The sequence below is a fragment of the Vibrio ishigakensis genome (assembly GCF_024347675.1).
GTDB lineage: Bacteria > Pseudomonadota > Gammaproteobacteria > Enterobacterales > Vibrionaceae > Vibrio > Vibrio ishigakensis.
In genome coordinates, this window is sequence record NZ_AP024881.1 from 1,817,345 (window position 1) to 1,835,011 (window position 17,667).

The 17,667-nt window shown below is 43.4% G+C and carries 16 protein-coding genes and 1 tRNA gene; 9 read left to right on the forward strand and 8 right to left on the reverse strand.

Going from position 1 to position 17,667, the window contains the following annotated elements; all coding sequences use genetic code 11:
* The first annotated feature begins 222 nt into the window (after positions 1 to 222).
* From Pcarn_RS08185 to Pcarn_RS08215, 7 genes are all read left to right on the forward strand, one after another.
* Positions 223 to 1,080 (forward strand): sulfite exporter TauE/SafE family protein, encoded by an 858-nt coding sequence (locus Pcarn_RS08185; protein ID WP_261833378.1) that lies wholly within the window; start codon positions 223 to 225, stop codon positions 1,078 to 1,080.
* 602 nt (positions 1,081 to 1,682) lie between these two features.
* Complete coding sequence (locus tag Pcarn_RS08190) at positions 1,683 to 2,408, forward strand: cysteine hydrolase (protein ID WP_261833379.1); 726 nt, start codon at positions 1,683 to 1,685, stop codon at positions 2,406 to 2,408.
* Positions 2,409 to 2,914: 506 nt separating this feature from the next.
* Positions 2,915 to 3,640: a cysteine hydrolase gene (locus Pcarn_RS08195; RefSeq protein WP_261833380.1), complete on the forward strand. Its 726-nt coding sequence runs from the start codon at positions 2,915 to 2,917 to the stop codon at positions 3,638 to 3,640.
* A 443-nt stretch (positions 3,641 to 4,083) separates the two neighbouring features.
* Complete coding sequence (locus Pcarn_RS08200) at positions 4,084 to 4,809, forward strand: cysteine hydrolase (protein WP_261833380.1); 726 nt, start codon at positions 4,084 to 4,086, stop codon at positions 4,807 to 4,809.
* Between the two features lie 263 nt (positions 4,810 to 5,072).
* Positions 5,073 to 5,213: a hypothetical protein gene (locus Pcarn_RS08205; protein WP_261833381.1), complete on the forward strand. Its 141-nt coding sequence runs from the start codon at positions 5,073 to 5,075 to the stop codon at positions 5,211 to 5,213.
* Between the two features lie 503 nt (positions 5,214 to 5,716).
* A complete protein-coding gene (locus tag Pcarn_RS08210; protein ID WP_261833382.1) occupies positions 5,717 to 5,920 on the forward strand; it encodes a hypothetical protein in 204 nt (67 codons plus the stop codon).
* 4 nt (positions 5,921 to 5,924) lie between these two features.
* A complete protein-coding gene (locus tag Pcarn_RS08215; RefSeq protein ID WP_261833383.1) occupies positions 5,925 to 6,143 on the forward strand; it encodes a hypothetical protein in 219 nt (72 codons plus the stop codon).
* 199 nt (positions 6,144 to 6,342) lie between these two features.
* Here the strand turns inward: Pcarn_RS08215 and Pcarn_RS08220 are convergent, their stop codons facing one another.
* On the reverse strand, positions 6,343 to 7,560 hold the full coding sequence (locus Pcarn_RS08220) for a patatin-like phospholipase family protein (RefSeq protein ID WP_261833384.1): 1,218 nt from the start codon (positions 7,558 to 7,560) through the stop codon (positions 6,343 to 6,345).
* A gap of 660 nt (positions 7,561 to 8,220) precedes the next feature.
* Between Pcarn_RS08220 and Pcarn_RS08225 the strand changes: the two genes are divergently transcribed.
* Positions 8,221 to 9,336, forward strand: a complete 1,116-nt coding sequence (locus Pcarn_RS08225; RefSeq protein WP_261833385.1) for a hypothetical protein — start codon at positions 8,221 to 8,223, stop codon at positions 9,334 to 9,336.
* 511 nt (positions 9,337 to 9,847) lie between these two features.
* Here Pcarn_RS08225 and Pcarn_RS08230 read toward each other — a convergent pair.
* The 3 genes from Pcarn_RS08230 to Pcarn_RS08240 all read right to left on the reverse strand — a co-directional run bounded on the left by Pcarn_RS08230 (position 9,848) and on the right by Pcarn_RS08240 (position 12,850).
* Complete coding sequence (locus tag Pcarn_RS08230; protein ID WP_261833386.1) at positions 9,848 to 11,119, reverse strand: tyrosine-type recombinase/integrase; 1,272 nt, start codon at positions 11,117 to 11,119, stop codon at positions 9,848 to 9,850.
* A gap of 122 nt (positions 11,120 to 11,241) precedes the next feature.
* On the reverse strand, positions 11,242 to 12,450 hold the full coding sequence (locus tag Pcarn_RS08235; protein WP_261833387.1) for a tyrosine-type recombinase/integrase: 1,209 nt from the start codon (positions 12,448 to 12,450) through the stop codon (positions 11,242 to 11,244).
* Positions 12,451 to 12,762: 312 nt separating this feature from the next.
* Positions 12,763 to 12,850, reverse strand: a tRNA-Ser gene (locus Pcarn_RS08240).
* A 251-nt stretch (positions 12,851 to 13,101) separates the two neighbouring features.
* Here Pcarn_RS08240 and Pcarn_RS08245 point away from each other — a divergent pair.
* On the forward strand, positions 13,102 to 13,671 hold the full coding sequence (locus Pcarn_RS08245; protein ID WP_261833388.1) for a UPF0149 family protein: 570 nt from the start codon (positions 13,102 to 13,104) through the stop codon (positions 13,669 to 13,671).
* An 83-nt stretch (positions 13,672 to 13,754) separates the two neighbouring features.
* Here the strand turns inward: Pcarn_RS08245 and nadA are convergent, their stop codons facing one another.
* The 4 genes from nadA to tolB form a co-directional block, all read right to left on the reverse strand.
* Entirely contained in the window at positions 13,755 to 14,816 is a 1,062-nt protein-coding gene (gene nadA / locus Pcarn_RS08250; protein ID WP_261833389.1) for a quinolinate synthase NadA, read from the reverse strand.
* A gap of 113 nt (positions 14,817 to 14,929) precedes the next feature.
* A complete protein-coding gene (ybgF, locus tag Pcarn_RS08255; RefSeq protein WP_261833390.1) occupies positions 14,930 to 15,724 on the reverse strand; it encodes a tol-pal system protein YbgF in 795 nt (264 codons plus the stop codon).
* Between the two features lie 18 nt (positions 15,725 to 15,742).
* Positions 15,743 to 16,291, reverse strand: a complete 549-nt coding sequence (gene pal, locus Pcarn_RS08260; protein ID WP_261833391.1) for a peptidoglycan-associated lipoprotein Pal — start codon at positions 16,289 to 16,291, stop codon at positions 15,743 to 15,745.
* A 36-nt stretch (positions 16,292 to 16,327) separates the two neighbouring features.
* Positions 16,328 to 17,647: a Tol-Pal system beta propeller repeat protein TolB gene (gene tolB, locus Pcarn_RS08265; RefSeq protein WP_390904486.1), complete on the reverse strand. Its 1,320-nt coding sequence runs from the start codon at positions 17,645 to 17,647 to the stop codon at positions 16,328 to 16,330.
* Between the last annotated feature and the right edge of the window lie 20 nt (positions 17,648 to 17,667).

Below are 17,667 nucleotides of genomic sequence, written 5' to 3' on the forward strand. Positions count from 1 at the left end.
TAGTGTCACGTAGATCTTTCGTATAGACACATAAGCCACCCGTATAAGCACATTCATACACGACGACTTCCCTTATTCTTAGCCAAAGAAAATCATCCACTCTGGTAAAACTTGGCTAAAGCCTCTGGACGCAACTCCATATTACATAGAGTGATTTTTAATCTGTTGTTTGTTTATAGAAACAAATTATTGAGAGCATCTAGTTAATATAGAGAGGAAGTTATGAATATAAGTTTGGAACTTTGGTATTTATTACCGGTAGCCACAGTTATCGCTACTATAGCTATGTCGAGTGGTATTGGAGGCGCTGTATTTTTCTCCCCGCTATTTATGATCGCACTAAGCTTAGAGCCCAAGATCGCTATTGGTGCGGCACTCGCAACCGAACTAGCTGGATTTAGTAGTGGTCTGTTTGCTTATCTAAAAGCAAAATTGATCGACTTCAAGTTGGCCAAGAAACTGCTTGTTTTCTCTGTCCCATCCGCATTGCTAGGCACCATGTACTCTGACCTAGTACCACCTGTCATTCTTAAGGCAATCTTCGCTGTTGGCTTAGTGTTCATTGGCACACAACTTTTCAGCGCTTGGCGAAAAGAAGAGCGTGAAAAACATGAAGAAACGCGAAAAGAGGAGTTCTCTGAAGATTTCGAATCAACACTTACTGATTCCGCAGGCCACACCTATCACTACACAGTTTGTAACCCAAATATGGGTAAAACCTTTGCAGGTATTGGCGGCGCATTTGTTGGTATGATTTCCGTAGGTCTAGCTGAATTACAAGAGTATCACTTAGTTGCACGTTGTCGTGTACCTGCTCCAGTGGCAATTGCAACCTCAATTTTTGTTGTTGTAATTACAGTTTTGACAGCATCGATTGGTCATTTTTACGAGTTTGCTAAAGAAGGTGGAGATGTACTTGAACAAGTACTTAACGTGATTATATTTACCATCCCAGGCGTTATCATTGGTGGTCAACTTGGCCCTAAGGTTCAGCAATACGTACCAGAGGATAAAATGAAAGTTGCTATTTCAATTGCTTTCCTAGCTATCGGTCTATTTATGCTAGTGACTCTAGTCTAATACGCCAATTATATTAATAATCACTACAAAAGCCCCACAGGTACTCCCTGTGGGGCTTTTTGATTCCTATACTCTGAAGTCTCAAGTCCTCCAGTAGCAGCCTCTTAACTTGCTTTGCCATGATTTCAACCCTGCAACATTGAGGTGTAACACTTTTGCAGGGTTTGTCTGGTTCTCTTGGGCACTCACACAAGATTCTTGCTCACGGCTTCCATCGAAACGTACTTGCTTATCGGCCTTGGTGTTTGTTCGCCTTTCTAAAAAGAAAAGAAGTGGATACAAAAATAAACCTAGACCTGCGTTGAACCGTGGATTCAATAACTTTCACTAGATAAATGCCTTTTTATACTAGTGTGCCCTTAAATAGCCACGCGTTCTCGCCACTAAAGCAATACATTCCTTCATCCTACACAGATGCTCCCTAGATGCAGCACTTTGTACTCAATGCTGTGCACATTTAGCTCTAAGTTGAACACATCCAATATTACTCAAAAATCATAATATTTATCCCGAGCTTAAATCAAACCAACGAATTAACGATTAAAGCAAAACAATATTGGCAACTCTGTCACCGCATATAAAACTCTATAAGGAATAGAACCATGACTGAACAAAAACTGAACCGCGTGGAACAATGGCTTCAAGACACTAAAGAACACGGTCTACCCGTGACTGGCTTTGATATCGAACCTGGTCGCACCGCCGTAGTTATTACAGACCCTCAAGTAGACTTCTTGCACCCTGAAGGTGTGGCTTGGGGCGCGGTTGGCGAGAGCGTGGTTGAGAACAACACCGTTGCCAATATGGAACTCCTAATGAACACCGCTGTAGCGGAAGGCTTCCCCCTAGTTATCAGCCCACATTACTACTTCCCAACTGACCACAAATGGAAATTTGAAGGTACTCTAGAAAAACTGATGCACGCTATTAACATGTTCGACCGCAAAAGCGCGCTAGACGTAGAAGGCTTTGAAGGCAGTGGGGCCGATTGGATGGAACAATTTAAGCCGGCAATCAATGACGAAAATACAGTAATCTGTGGTGCTCACAAGGTCTATGGCCCAGAAAACAATGACTTAATCCTACAGCTACAAAAACTGCGCGTCGAAAAGGTTATCCTTGCCGGTATGTCCGCCAACCTTTGTGTTGAATCTCACCTTCGTGAACTGGTTGAACGTGGATTTGAAGTAGCGGTTGTCGCTGATGCAACGGCGGCGGCTAAAGTACCGGGCCTCGACGGCATGCTATCAGCACTGACCAACTACCGAATGATCGCCAGTGACATCTTTACCGCTAAAGAAATCGTTGAAAAGATGAAAGCGAAATAAGTCTAACTCTTTCTTAAGAGACCTCACTTCTGTGGGGTCTTTTTGTTTTTTGTTGACTGAGACAGAGGCTCAAATCTTGAGCTTAAAGCTACCTCATCAAAGCTGACCAATTACTTACCATGATATTCACATGAGCTAACTCCCTTACCTCAAAGCCGTCCAATGCAGCAAAACTCAAAGCAAACCCAAGCTCACTCATTGAGCCTTTCGAATAAACCTAAACAGCGCATCTCTTCTCTTAAGTAATATCCGAGCTACCTGGCTCTGCCCTTCCCTGTCGCTCCAGCGGTTGATGCGTCAAATGTCCGATTCTAAGAATCAGTCCCTAAGTGCAGCACTTTGTTCCTAATACTGTGCACATTTAGCTCCAAGTTACACACATCCAATATCACTCAAAAATCATAATATTTATCCCGAGCTTAAATCAAACCAACGAATTAACGATTAAAGCAAAACAATATTGGCAACTCTGTCACCGCATATAAAACTCTATAAGGAATAGAACCATGACTGAACAAAAACTGAACCGCGTGGAAAAATGGCTTCAAGACACTAAAGAACACGGCCTACCCGTGACTGGCTTTGATATCGAACCGGGTCGCACCGCCGTAGTTATTACGGACCCTCAAGTAGACTTCTTGCACCCTGAAGGTGTGGCTTGGGGCGCGGTTGGCGAGAGCGTGGTTGAGAACAACACCGTTGCCAATATGGAACTCCTAATGAACACCGCTGTAGCCGAAGGCTTCCCGCTTGTTATCAGCCCGCACTACTACTTCCCAACTGATCACAAATGGAAATTTGAAGGTACTCTAGAAAAACTGATGCACGCTATTAACATGTTTGACCGCAAAAGCGCGCTAGACGTAGATGGCTTTGAAGGCAGCGGTGCCGATTGGATGGAACAATTTAAGCCAGCTATCAATGACGAAAACACTGTAATCTGTGGTGCTCACAAGGTTTATGGCCCAGAAAACAACGACTTAATCCTACAGCTGCAAAAACTGCGCGTCGAAAAGGTTATCCTTGCTGGTATGTCTGCCAACCTTTGTGTTGAATCTCACCTTCGTGAACTGGTTGAACGTGGATTTGAAGTAGCGGTTGTCGCTGATGCAACGGCGGCGGCTAAAGTACCGGGCCTCGATGGCATGCTATCAGCACTGACCAACTACCGAATGATCGCCAGTGACATCTTTACTGCCAAAGAAATTGTTGAAAAGATGAAAGCAAAATAAGTCTAACTCTTTCTTAAGAGACCTCACTTCGGTGGGGTCTTTTTGTTTTTTTTTTGATGACTGAGACAGAGGCTCAAATCTCGAGCTTAAAGCCGTCCAACACAGCAAAACTCAAAGCGAACCTAAGCTCACTCATTGAGCCTTTCCAATAAGCCTAAACAGTGCATCTCCTCTCCTACGTAAAAGCCGTGCTACCTGGCTCTGCCCATTCCTGTTACTCCAGCGGCTGATGCATCAAATGTTCAACTCTAAGAATCAGTCCCTAAGTGCAGCACTTTGCTCCTAATACTGTGCACATTTAGCTCCAAGTTACACACATCCAATATCACTCAAAAATCATAATATTTATCCCGAGCTTAAATCAAACCAACGAATTAACGATTAAAGCAAAACAATATTGGCAACTCTGTCACCGCATATAAAACTCTATAAGGAATAGAACCATGACTGAACAAAAACTGAACCGCGTGGAAAAATGGCTTCAAGACACTAAAGAACACGGCCTACCCGTGACTGGCTTTGATATCGAACCGGGTCGCACCGCCGTAGTTATTACGGACCCTCAAGTAGACTTCTTGCACCCTGAAGGTGTGGCTTGGGGCGCGGTTGGCGAGAGCGTGGTTGAGAACAACACCGTTGCCAATATGGAACTCCTAATGAACACCGCTGTAGCCGAAGGCTTCCCGCTTGTTATCAGCCCGCACTACTACTTCCCAACTGATCACAAATGGAAATTTGAAGGTACTCTAGAAAAACTGATGCACGCTATTAACATGTTTGACCGCAAAAGCGCGCTAGACGTAGATGGCTTTGAAGGCAGCGGCGCAGATTGGATGGAACAATTTAAGCCGGCAATCAATGACGAAAACACTGTAATCTGTGGCGCTCACAAGGTTTATGGCCCAGAAAACAACGACTTAATCCTACAACTGCAAAAACTGCGCGTCGAAAAGGTTATCCTAGCTGGTATGTCTGCCAACCTTTGTGTTGAATCTCACCTTCGTGAACTGGTTGAGCGCGGATTTGAAGTAGCGGTTGTCGCTGATGCAACGGCGGCGGCTAAAGTACCGGGCCTCGATGGCATGCTATCAGCACTGACCAACTACCGAATGATCGCCAGTGACATCTTTACCGCCAAAGAAATTGTTGAAAAGATGAAGGCGAAATAAGCGCTAGCCTCTCGATAAGAACCTCCCTCTGGGAGGTTTTTTATGCGTTCGCAAAATCTAGCCGTTATGGTGATAAGAATCCACAAACCATAGGCTTAGCTATTTGCCGATAGGTGTTTATCGTTCAATATCCTAAACACACATTAGATACTTTTTTGAACACATCAATCAACTCATCGTTTATTTAGAATTTTCATATTGATTTGCAACTCTCGAGTTTCCAGATGAAAAACCTAAATACAAATATGGACCGCAATCTCTCCATGATTAAAAGTAATAATCAATACTTGGTTGATACCGAACGAAAGTCGGATAAGTTAAACGATGCTCAAGAGAGTAAGCTATCTATTGACGATTTTTGCGAGCAAAACTTCTTCATGGACTATGTTAGCCAGAGTGTTTAGTTGAGAGAGCGCAGTATCAAGCGATCTATCTATGACCTCCTCAGCTAGTGTAGATAATAGTAAGTGCAGTATCTGCTTCAACCAACCAGAAACAGGCCAAGGAATGCGAATTGATATATCGATCGATATTACAAGCCGTGAAGAACAAGGCAAAACCAGGGCTTGGGGTGTGCAGATAAGCAGTACTATGCACACATCAGAAAAAAAGAGGTACAAAGAATGATTATTAAAGCAAGACGCAGAAGTTTTTGTATATCGACTCTAAAGGAAGAACCACCGCCCCAAGTATGGGGTACTCACTAAAATTCTTTTAAAGTTGCTAAATATGAAACTCTTTTACTCAACTTATATTAATGATTGCCTAGGACACAACGGAGACATTAACGGAGTATTTACTTCAGAGAGCGACAACCCCAACAAGGCACAATTTGAACTTATGGAATACCTCAGGGAAGAGTACAACACCAACAAAATCTATCTAACGTCTATAAGGGCTTTTTAATATGAAACTATATCTAAATATTGCACCGTGTACCCGACTAGCAACAGTAACCAATAAAGACACAAACGAAGTAGAAATATTTGAGTTCAATAGCACTAGAGCACTGCTAAAGATTGAAGATGCGGTAGACAACCACAACAACGGCTCTAGAACCTTTGCCAACATGGAAGAGATATACGTACATTTGACCACTTGCGGAGTGTAACCATATGAAACTAGATATCACTACCTACAAAAACACCTTTACGATCACAGATACAGATAGAGGCGAACAAGGCACATTTAAGGTTATGACCAGAGCCCAAGGAATTGTTGCAAAGACTATCAAGGATGTAGTGAACCTAGTCTATAACCACAACAACGGTTACGTCGTATTTAAAGACTTTGAAGAACTGGCAGATGAACTAGACCTCAGAGGTTGCCAATAGAAAGAATGTTTACTCTTTAAGAAGGTAATTTTACCGTCCCGTCTTTAGATGGTTTTTATGTCTGATAGAAAATGGACAGAATCTGATCTTAATGACTCCGAAAAATGTTAACCAAGGTGACTGTTGAGAGAGCACAGCATCAAGCAATGTATGACCTCCTGAGCATCTTTGGTCCTACTCAAAGCTATTGCTATTAGTATCAATCGCCACTATTCAAATGATAGAGCCCAGGCGGTGTTCTCTTCCAAGGATCCTTATGTAATCCCTGTTCAACCCCTATACTAAACAGTCTTCGCATTTCAGGGCCGTTAAATTCATCCTCTGATTGCCATTCAAAATCCTCCGGCACCTCGGTATACCTAAAGTCATTTCCTCTCGCTCTCGCGATAGAAAAGATCTGATAAAGATCGGCTCTACCCATAGCTTGTACCATCGAAGTAATAGTTCCTTCAGTAATTGATGCTAAATTGCGATCAACCACTTTTGGGTGAGGTACAAAGCGTGCATTGCGGATGATGTACATTCTAGGTCTTGGGGTAAACTGGAAGCCATTATCTTGAGCGTTTTCAATTGCCTCATTTAAGTTGATAACTCTCAAAGGAATAAAGAATTGTGTATTCACGCCGCCATCAGCGTGCATTTCATCATAACTTTTACCATCAATATCAACTTCAAATAGAGTTGGAGGCATGAGGATTGGAATTGAAGCGGAAGCCAACAGTACTTGCTTAAACAGTTCTAGCGCTTTATCACCTCCTTCAGAAGCAATTGCCCCCATATTCCAAACTGTAAATGTCTGACTATCAAGATTACTTGTACCAATGTATAGACGTCTACCCGACTGGTATTCAACCGCTATAGCATCAATCAAAGCCTCAGTGATATGAGTATCTAGCAGTTTTTTTAGCGGAGAGACAGTAGTGATAGAGTCACTCCAAAACAGCCCAAGCAAATTTCTTTGCTCCACGATGTAAGACTGGTTTTCAATCGTTGTGTAAGCACTTTCCAACTCATCATCCCAGTCAGAGCCTAAAAATGCGAAAGGAGCGATCAGCCCTCCGGTGCTAACACCGGTAACAATTTTAAACTCTGGTCTGTTACCTGTTAATGTCCATCCTTTCAAGAACCCGGCACCATAAGCACCGTATCCTCCACCACCTGAGATTACTAGGACACAGAAAACTATTTTATCTTCGTCTGTGTCACAAGCCTGTTGCGCACCACCATCAACCATAGCTTTGGAAAAGTCTTGTTGTAGCGCTTCACTCTTATCCAAGCCTAAAGCTCTAATGTGCTTTGGAAAGCCAACAATATGTGCGTTTTGGATCTGTTCAACAGGAGATGGGTTTCGTTTTAAGGAAGTGCAGGCGGTAATAAAGAAGACAAGAAATAAAGGTGTCATTTTTAAAACAAACATTAAAATCCCATGAAAATAGCTGGAACAGACAAAATTATAGCTACTGAATCAAAGGTTGTGATCTCATGTATTAGCTTTAGAGGGTAAACGGGTGGTTAGTTAAAAAAGGACTTCATCAACCACTCAGGTTTCGCCCCCAATACGTTAAGCGACCTACTGGAACTCTTCAATTGAGGTGAGCAAAATTTAGAGAGCTCGGAATATGTGGCACGTTCTTATCCGTTCTTGATTTGTGCTCCTAGATACACTTCTCAAACACGTTTTTGGACATAAATGAGTTTAAAACTTCGGACTAAATCTACCTACCAGAAATTTTTCCATCGCCCAAACAGGCTCAGCAGCAGCACTTCAGGTGATGTTGCTCGTGTGCGAAATTGGACGAGAAACTCTCACCCTAGAGGCGTGTTGACAGGTTCACTCTATGCAGGATTTCGTCCAGGAGATGCAAAATATAGTCTATTCCTGACCAACTTTACCTCATTATTTGGCAGTGAGAACTTTGCTCTATAAGTTCTGTCGCAAACTGTCGGAGTTGTGTGTATCTTGATTATTGTCAGTAGAAGACTTTGATATTGACCTGTTATTGTCCTTTTTGGGTCAATTACAAGTAACTTTACTTTGTATAAAATGAAGTTGTTTAAAATGATTAAGAGAGCAATTATGCAAAATTACAGTAGAGTTCAATCATGTGCCATCGTTAACCATGCGTGTGAGGTAGCAATCAAGAGAGGTGAGCGCCAAACGGATATATGCGCTGCTATTGATGTTGATGCTGGCTACTTTTCAAAATGTAAATCTGGGAAAAAGTTTCTTTCGTTAGATAAACTAACAAGCCTAATCGATGAATATGGGAAACCAAGCTTCCTTCAATCTGGTGTATACAAGTTGTCAGAACGTTATTCTAGTGTGGAAGAATTTACAGATGGGTTTAGAGATGGTCACGAATTATACCTAGCTAATCAACAGTTAGGTTATTGGAAAAGAGAAGAATTCCAAAAAAATATGACCTTAATGCTGAATTTGAAAGATGCACATCTTGAGCAAGGAGCAAACAAATATCAACGGTTGACAGAGATACTGAAAGAACTGCTGTCATTAGAAGAATTCCGAGAATGGTTTGATTTATACCATCCAAGTCATGATATCAGTTCAATATCAGAGTTATTGGGCGGTAGTCCTAAAGCACCTGATTACCCTACGCTTCAATCTATTCTTGATTACTTTAACATCACGGTCAATGAGGCTCCTGGACTGCAGATAGAGGCATTTTTCCAAAGATTGGGCATGATGCATTTCCTATTTGAAAGTATTGAAAACTTTGCCTTTGAAAACACGAAAATAAAAAAGATTCCAGTTAGTGAAGAGTTCATAATTCAAGGGAATTGTATATTTGAAGATGAGGGTCGACTTAACGATAAATTAGCTAAGAGAACTGAGAAATTTGTAACTGACTATTCTGCCAACTCATTCAGGTTCATTGAAAGTAGCCTAGATTTCAGGATGATTGATTGCGACTCTGTTTTAACCCTTTATGGATACATCTTGGAAGTGTTTATGACCGACAATCTTAATTTCTATGCGTGTCTGGCACTTAAATACACTGACGATACTCTAAACAGAAATATGATTATCCCTTTAGATGCCAGTGATATTGTGGATAACCTAAAAAAAATCTTGAAGACAATTGGAGCAAAAAGTTTACATAGTGACCTAGCATTCAAAAAGGCGCTGGCGGAAGAAGGGGCGACTATTCCTGGAGTCACACTACTCGATTAATATGCAAGAATTATCCATTAAGTTATTGAGGGAATATGGAAGAGATAAGTGTCACACTTGAATGCAATGGACTTCTAATAGATTCGAGTATTTGAGAACAAGATACAACGGTACTTAAAGCTTCAAAACAACCCTCCCAATCGCGTAAAAACTGTTTAGTGAAATAATTTAAATCGATTTCATGTTCACTTCCATCATCCTTACAACTTAAGTAAGTTTGCATGATTATTCGCGAGTGTCTCTGGGCTAAACATGTTAAAGAGTGAGAACTTCAGGAAGAAAATGAGCATCACTTCTTCAGGCCGAGCGAAACGGATATGCGCGAATGGTTGGTGACACTATTTAACGGATTAAAATTATTCTGAATCATAAAGGGGCAAAGGCGTGTTAACTAAGGAAGCATCAGCACGTCTCTGGACGTTTACGAATTAATGCTAGAACCGCCAGCACACTTCTGAGCCGAAATGCATTGGGGTCCTAGACAAGAGATGACAGATGTGGCGAATAAGAATCAATATTCGATATGAGTTTGAATCAAGATTGCTTTGACAACCTCTATTAGAGGACTATCACGGTAACAGTTAGAAACCACCTTCTTCAACTGAAGGTCAATAAACTCACTCCACCCCTCCATTACCTCAATACGTGGACCGTAGAAGTTGTCCCGATAATATGCAGCACGCACGTTATTGCTATCAATATGAGAAAGACACGCTTCTACAATTTCGCTCGGCACCAAACTTTCATGCAGCTTGGTGCTGCCCATGCTACGAGTGCCGTGCGCTGTCATTTTACCCTTGAGTTTCAAAGTATTTCGAATAGCATTGCCTACAGTTCCATCTCCAATACAACCGGCTTTGGATCTCCCTGGGAAAAGATACTTTTCATCTGGGAAATTAGCAGTCACAAACTCATAGATTCGAATTGCACTTTCCGATAAAGGTACCGCATGCTCAGTATCATTTTTTAGATTCTGGATGATAAACATTCGTTCAGTAAGATTAATATTTGCAAGCTCTGTGCTCGCTGCCTCACCGGGACGCAACAACAAATGCAATTGCCAAAGAAACAACAAGAAAACGAGCACTGATGTATTCGAGTGCACGAAATCGCTTATCAACTGGCCTACTTCCTCAGGTTTCATGGCTGGATAGTGCTTAGACTTTGGCTTTTTAAAGTACGCCTTCAATTTATCCAGTTCGACTGTATCTTCCAAGCCACCTTTTGCAACAGCAAACTCCAGAACATCCTTTATAATCAAAAAAGCCTTATTTCTAACATTGGCTGACTCTATGGTATCAAGAGCGCCCCAAATCATATTCAAACGAAGCGATTTTAGCGGGGTATTCCCAATAGTAGGTACTAAATGCTTTTTAACTATACCTTCCTTGTCTTTTATGGTGACTGTCCCCCATTTCTTAGGTTTTTTGGAGAAGTAATGTTCAGAAAAATCGTGAAACCGAACATTACCTAAGTGCTCGATAGACTCTATAACTCCACTTTTGACCAATGATGGGTCAATACCATCGTGTAAAGCTTGATGAAGAGGCCAGCTCTGCTTTCTAGCATCTGCTATGCCAAGAAGCGGGTAAGAATCAATACGCATATAGGTATCTTTCCCATCGAGAGGCCTCCTGTAACGAAACTCCCAGTGTGCCTTTCCGTTAGCCTCTACACAGATATAGAGTTTATCCCCGTCATTGACCCGCTTTAACTTACCGTAAAATTTGCAATCCGAAATTAACTTCTCAATTTTTGTCTTGTTAAGTTTATTGGTCGCCATCAGTAGCCTCTCAAAAATCAGGAGAGACCAAGATATACTCAGCTACGCGCAGTTTTGAAGCCTCATTGCTTCAATAGTTTTCTGTAGACGTTATAGACAAAAAAATCATTAAATATCTGAAATTACTTAGATAAATCAATGACAGAACTGGAAGATATATGGGTACTCCACCACGACATCAATCGCACTCTTTCGTTAAAGAAATTAGAGCGGTTATAAGCTTCTCGAACTCTATTTTTGTCCGAGTGCGATAGCGCAGCCTCTATAACATGAGTATCAAACCCTTGCTCATGGAGGGTTGTACTCGCTAAAGAGCGTAAACCATGAGCGGTGGTTCGATTTTGAAGTCCCAATCTGTTGAAAGCTTTATTTATCGACTCAGTGTGCGCATGTGTTTTGCGATTACTTATAGCCGGAAATACATACTCACATCCTTCGCTGTAAATGCGTTGTTGCTCAAGAATAGCGATAGCTTGGTCTGTAAGTGGTACTTTATGAACTCGATTGTTTTTCATCCTTGCTTCCGGGATAGTCCAAATACGAGTTTCCAAATCAATATCTGTCCATTTGGCCGTAGCAGCTTCGGCAGATCGAACCATTGTATGTAACTGCCATTCAAACATCAGCTTTGTGGAAGGTCTCATCGTTGAAAGCGCGACATGTCTCAGTAACTCAGGAAGCTCACTAGGTTCCAAAGAGGCTACATGCCGCACTCTTGGCTTTTGAAAGACCTCACCTATCCCATGTAAGTTGTGACTCGGAATAATTCCGAGGTTCACTGCATGATTCATGACTGCCTTAAGAAGTTGGATACACCTCTTTATAGTTTCAAATTTACGTTTTTCAGCTAGAGGTCTAAACACACCGATTGCAATCGGCGCTGTTATTGATTCAACAGGCATGTTGCCCAACTTTGGCATCACATGAATCTCAAGCTTACGTCTAATGTCCTGCAGAGTTTTAGGCTTCAATTGTCCTTCCTTGCTCTCAAGCCAAGACTCAAACACCAACTTCAAAACGTTTAATCGAGCCGCTTTCTTCTCCAACTCTATCCTTTGACGTTCTACTTGAGGGTCTACCCCATCTTTCAATAATCCCCGATACTCAAGTGCATTTTGACGAGCATCGGAGAGCGAAAGAGACGGGTATGTCCCGAGAACAATATAGGTATCACCACCAGTGGGTCTTCTGTACCGAAATTCCCATGCGTGTTGACCACGCTGTTTAGCGTGAAAATAGAGACCACCGCCATCACTGAAACGTTGGCTAATCTTATTTTTAAGCGGTTTTAATGCGCGAACTTGCGCTGAAGATAGTTTACCTTTTGCCATTTTCGACCTCCGAAACTGTATAGCGTTGAACAGTAAAAAGAGATAGATCTAGCTATATACAAAACTTAGCGTAACACATTGAATGTTATGTGGTTCTCGCTTTCGAATAAGCAAAAAATGCTTCAACAAAAATGATTCAAACCTAAATAATATTGCTCAGTTTTGTATATTGCTGCCGGCGATATACATTAAACAATACTAATTTCTATACATCAAATAGGAGACACTATAGGCACCGATAGACGCTACTGAAGGGTAAACTATTGATTAGAAACGAAAAAAGACGCCCATGGACGTCTTTGATCTTGAATGTGGCGGTGAGTGAGAGATTCGAACTCTCGATACGTTGCCGTATACACACTTTCCAGGCGTGCTCCTTCAGCCACTCGGACAACTCACCGTAATCGAATTGTGGGTTGATTTGCTCAATCAACGAGGCGCTAATTTAATGATTTGTGTGCTTATGGTCAAGGACTAGGTGCAAGTTTTTTGAGGCTTTTGATTCGTTTGCACAATAATTAAGTTAAACGGCGAATTTTTGTCAGCTAATGCGTCGATATGTCTCATTTGTTGGCGGTTTAGTTTGCCTAGTCTGTATCTCGCGCTCGTCAGCGGTTAGAATGACGAGAAATATATAAACGGAACTTTATTGTGGATTTAGCAGAAATTATTGCTCAACCTGAGCTTGAAAACCGCCTACTACCTTATCATCAAACCCTAGGCTTTGTGACCGCTATGGCGGCGGCTCCACATGTATTGGACCCGGCGGAATGGGTGGCTTACCTTTGGGGTGGCGACGAGACTGCTCCTTTTTCTAGTGGTGAGCAACTAGAGCAATACCTAGAAGCAATTATCAACTCTTGGAATGCGACCCGCCCTGCTCTCTTTGAAGGTAACTGGCAATGGCCTGTTGAGTGTGACTTGGACTCTGAAGAGATTGTGACTGTTGAGACTAAGATGTTCTGTGAAGGCCTTTTGCAAGGTTGGCAGTTGGCTCAAGATGACTGGCAGACATTGATGCCTGAGCATAGCCAAGACAACGCGCTACTTGGTGGTGTGATTCTGTCTATCAGCATGCTTTACGATCCGGAGACTTCGCTAGCGACGCTTTCGGAGGAAGGTATGAATGGGTTGGATCAGTTTGCGGAGATCTTTAATGCTATGCCGGCTATGCTGTGTGGGTTGACTCAGCGCGCTGCGGCTTTGGTGGAAGAGCAGTAAAACTTTAGCTGTCAGCCGCAAGCTATCAGAAATAAAAAAACCTCGGTGAACTACCGAGGTTTTTTGTATTCTGGAGCTAGGTATTAGGCGTTGCCTTTTACCTTGAGGTTTAGCTGCTCTGCGAAATCTAGCATGCGGTTTAGTGGGATTAGTGACTTCACACGAACTTCTTCATCTACGAATATTTCGTGCTCTGCACCACCCTCTTTTAGTGCTGCTTCGATAGCTTTTAGCCCATTCATTGCCATCCACGGGCAGTGTGCGCAGCTACGGCAGGTTGCGCCTGCACCTGCTGTTGGTGCTTCGATTAGCTCTTTTTCTGGCACTAGTTGCTGCATCTTGAAGAAGATGCCCTTATCAGTTGCAACGATCAGACGCTGCTGAGGAAGCTCTTTGGCAGCCTTGATCAGCTGGCTGGTTGAGCCTACTGCATCGGCTAGCTCTACTACGCTTGCTGGTGATTCTGGGTGAACCAGGATAGCAGCATCTGGGTAAACGCCTTTCATGTCGCGAAGGGCTTTTGCAGAGAACTCGTCGTGTACTACGCACTCGCCTTGCCACAGGAGCATGTCTGCGCCGGTTTGGTTTGCGATGTATGAACCTAGGTGACGGTCTGGGCCCCAGATGATTGGCTTATCTTCTGAGTCTAAATGCTCTACGATCTCAAGAGCGATACTTGAGGTTACCACCCAGTCAGCACGCGCTTTAACTGCAGCTGAGGTGTTTGCGTAAACCACAACTGTATGGTCAGGGTGCGCATCACAGAACTCGGTGAATTTGTCTTCTGGGCAACCTAGATCTAGAGAGCACTCTGCTTCTAGGGTTGGCATCAAGATGGTTTTTTCAGGGGTCAGGATCTTAGCCGACTCACCCATAAAGCGAACGCCTGCGATGATAAGCGTCTTCGCCTCATGGCGGTTACCGAACTTAGCCATCTCCAGAGAATCACCCACAAAGCCGCCGGTTTCTTCGGCAAGGGCTTGGATTTCTGGATCTGTGTAATAGTGTGCGATTAGAACAGCATCTCGCTCCTTTAGAAGAGTTTTGATGCTCGCCTTGTACTCTGCTTTCTGCTCGATAGAAAGTGGTACTGGCTTAGGTGGAAATGGATAAATGGTTTCTGCTGTCTCTAAGATCTGGCTCATGACTACGCCTGATTAACGTCAATAACTCCGGGCATTGTACACTTTTATGCATGCCCTTGCCAAAAGCAAAAAGCTCAGCATTTCTGCTGAGCTCTTCTATCAAGAAATATTGCTTAAAGCTTGCCGATTTTCGACTGAGCCGATTGGGCCGATGAGGTATTTGGATACTCATCAATAGCTTGTTGGTAATACTTCTTAGCGGCCTTAGCGTTGTTGTTGCGAACGGCGATGTCACCTAGTTTAACCAAGGCATCTGCACGCTTGTTAGAATCTTTAAAAGACACAACGGACGCAAAGGATTTGGCAGATTCAACGTCTTTCTTCTTACTGAAGTAGAGCTGACCTAGCCAGTAGTGGGCATTCGACGCATATACAGACTCTGGGTAATCCTTGAGGAATTTCTCAAAGGACACGGTAGCTGCATCGTAATCTTTATTCTTGAGGATGAGATCAACAGAGCTTTGATACGCTTGTTGCTCACTCTGGTTGGCGGAATACTTACCTGAGGTCGACTTGGTGTCCGTTGGCACTGGAGCGACGGTCGCTTTGGCAGCCTCGGTGCGTACCTTATCTAGCTCGATAAATAGTTCGCGCTGGCGCTCAACAAGTTGGCGCATTTCATGTTGATTTCGCTCTAGCTCACCACGCATTTCGCTCAGCTCAATAGACATGTCGTCTACTTGCTGTTGCAGGTTGGCTTGAACTCGGTTGCTGTTTCTAAGCAGGCGTTCTAGACGCTGTACGTCGGTTTCATTTCGACTAGCCGAACTGCTCGTAGTCGCGGTGGTGGACGCGGTAGTCTGCGTTGTTGGAGAGTCTAAATCGGAAACAGGAGCCGGTGCGGCGGATGCAAAACCCGCCACACTAGCTAGTAACGTAAGCGCAACTGCTTTGTTACTGAGAGACATGTTTACTACCTATTGAGATTAGTAAACTAGAACCGCACGACGGTTTTTTGCGTAAGCTTCTTCAGATTGGCCTAGCTCAAGAGGTTTCTCTTCACCGTAGCTCACGATAGAGATTTGGTCAGCTTGAACGCCAGATGCTTGAAGGTACTTAGAAACTGCGTTAGCACGACGCTCGCCTAGTGCGATGTTGTACTCAGGAGTACCACGCTCATCCGCGTGACCTTCGATAGTAACTTTAACGTCTGGGTTTTCGCTTAGGTATAGAGCGTGAGCAGATAGCATCTCTTCGTACTGTGCGCCGATAGTTGAGTTGTCGAACTCAAAGTACAGAGTAGAAGTTTCAGCTAGAGCTTTCTCTTTCATTTCGCGCTCAGCAGCTAGCTTCTCTTCTTCAGTCATTGGAGAAACTACAGTTGTATCAGTTGCTTCGTTCGCGTTTGCTTGAGCTTCTTGGTTAGTAGTTTGAGCATCAGACGCTTCAGTTGCATCGTCAGATGAACTACAAGCAGTAACAGCTAGAACAGGTAGTGCAATTAGCAGACCCTTGAAAACCTTGTTAAGTTGCATGTTTTGTTTTCCTTCTCGTATAAAAAAGTAACTAAGTTACAAAAATGGTGACCACGCGGGAGCTCGTACACGCCCGTTGGTTGCTGGAAGTCTGGCTTTAAAACGCCCATCAATAGAAACCATCGATAACACGTTGTTTTTATTATACATCGAGCTGTATATCACCATTCCGCCATTTGGAGCAATACTCGGAGACTCGTCTAGTAGTGTTTTGGTCAACACTTGAACCGCACCAGTCTCCAAATCTTGCTTCGCCAAATTAAATCCAGAGCGTGATTGATTCACCATAATCATGAATCGACCATCTGGAGTAATCTGACCGCCCAAGTTCTGGTTTCCTTGCCAAGTCAATCGCTTAGTAGCCCCTGAACCTAAATTTACTTGATAAATCTGAGGTCTACCACCCCTATCAGAGGTGAATATAAGTGAATGACCGTCTGGATGCCAAAACGGTTCGGTATTATTTGATCTACCACGCGTGATTTGCTTTAACTTACGTGTTGCAAGGTCAAGCGTGTATACCTGAAGACTGCCTGACTTGGATAGAACCAAAGCCATCGACTTGCCATCAGGAGAGAATCTTGGCGCACCGTTGTGACGCGGGAACGAGGTCAGTTTCTCTCGCTTACCCGTGTAGATGTCCATCATAAAGATCTCAGCTTGGCCATTCTGGAAGCTTACATAAGCAAGCTTACGACCATCTGGAGACCATGCTGGAGACATCAGCGGTTGCTTAGAACGAAGCACTAGTCGCTCGTTATAGCCATCGTAATCGGCGATGCGCAGCTGGTATGGATAGCTGTCTTTATCGTTAACCACCACATAAGCGATACGGGTCAAGAAAGCGCCCTTCTCGCCGGTTAGCTGCTCATACACTAGGTCTGAGATGCGGTGTGCGTACTCGCGCAGACGCGGACCCGGTACTGTGGCTACCTTATTAAATAGAATGTGGTCTTTTGACAGAACCAGGTTACCGTCCTGCAAAGACTTAGACTGACCGTTAGTCAGTGCGCCACGGGTAATATCTATAAGCTTGTAGTTAACGCGATACTTGCCGTCTTCGGTTTTGGTAATAGTACCAGTAAGCAGTGCATCCACGCCCATGGTAGACCAAGCAGAATAATTGATATTACTGTCGGTATATGGAGTTTGTGGCATCTGGTTGGTCGGCACTGGGCTGAACTTACCGCTGCGTTGCAGATCGGATGCGATAACCGCACTCACATCGTGAGGCAATTTGCCCGGACCATCCCATTTAAATGGAACCACGGCGATCGGACGCGCAGAGTTGATACCCTCGGTGATCACCAATTCTAGCGAGGCATGAGCAGAAGTTGCCATGCCGATAAATAGCATTACGCTAACAAATAAACGTT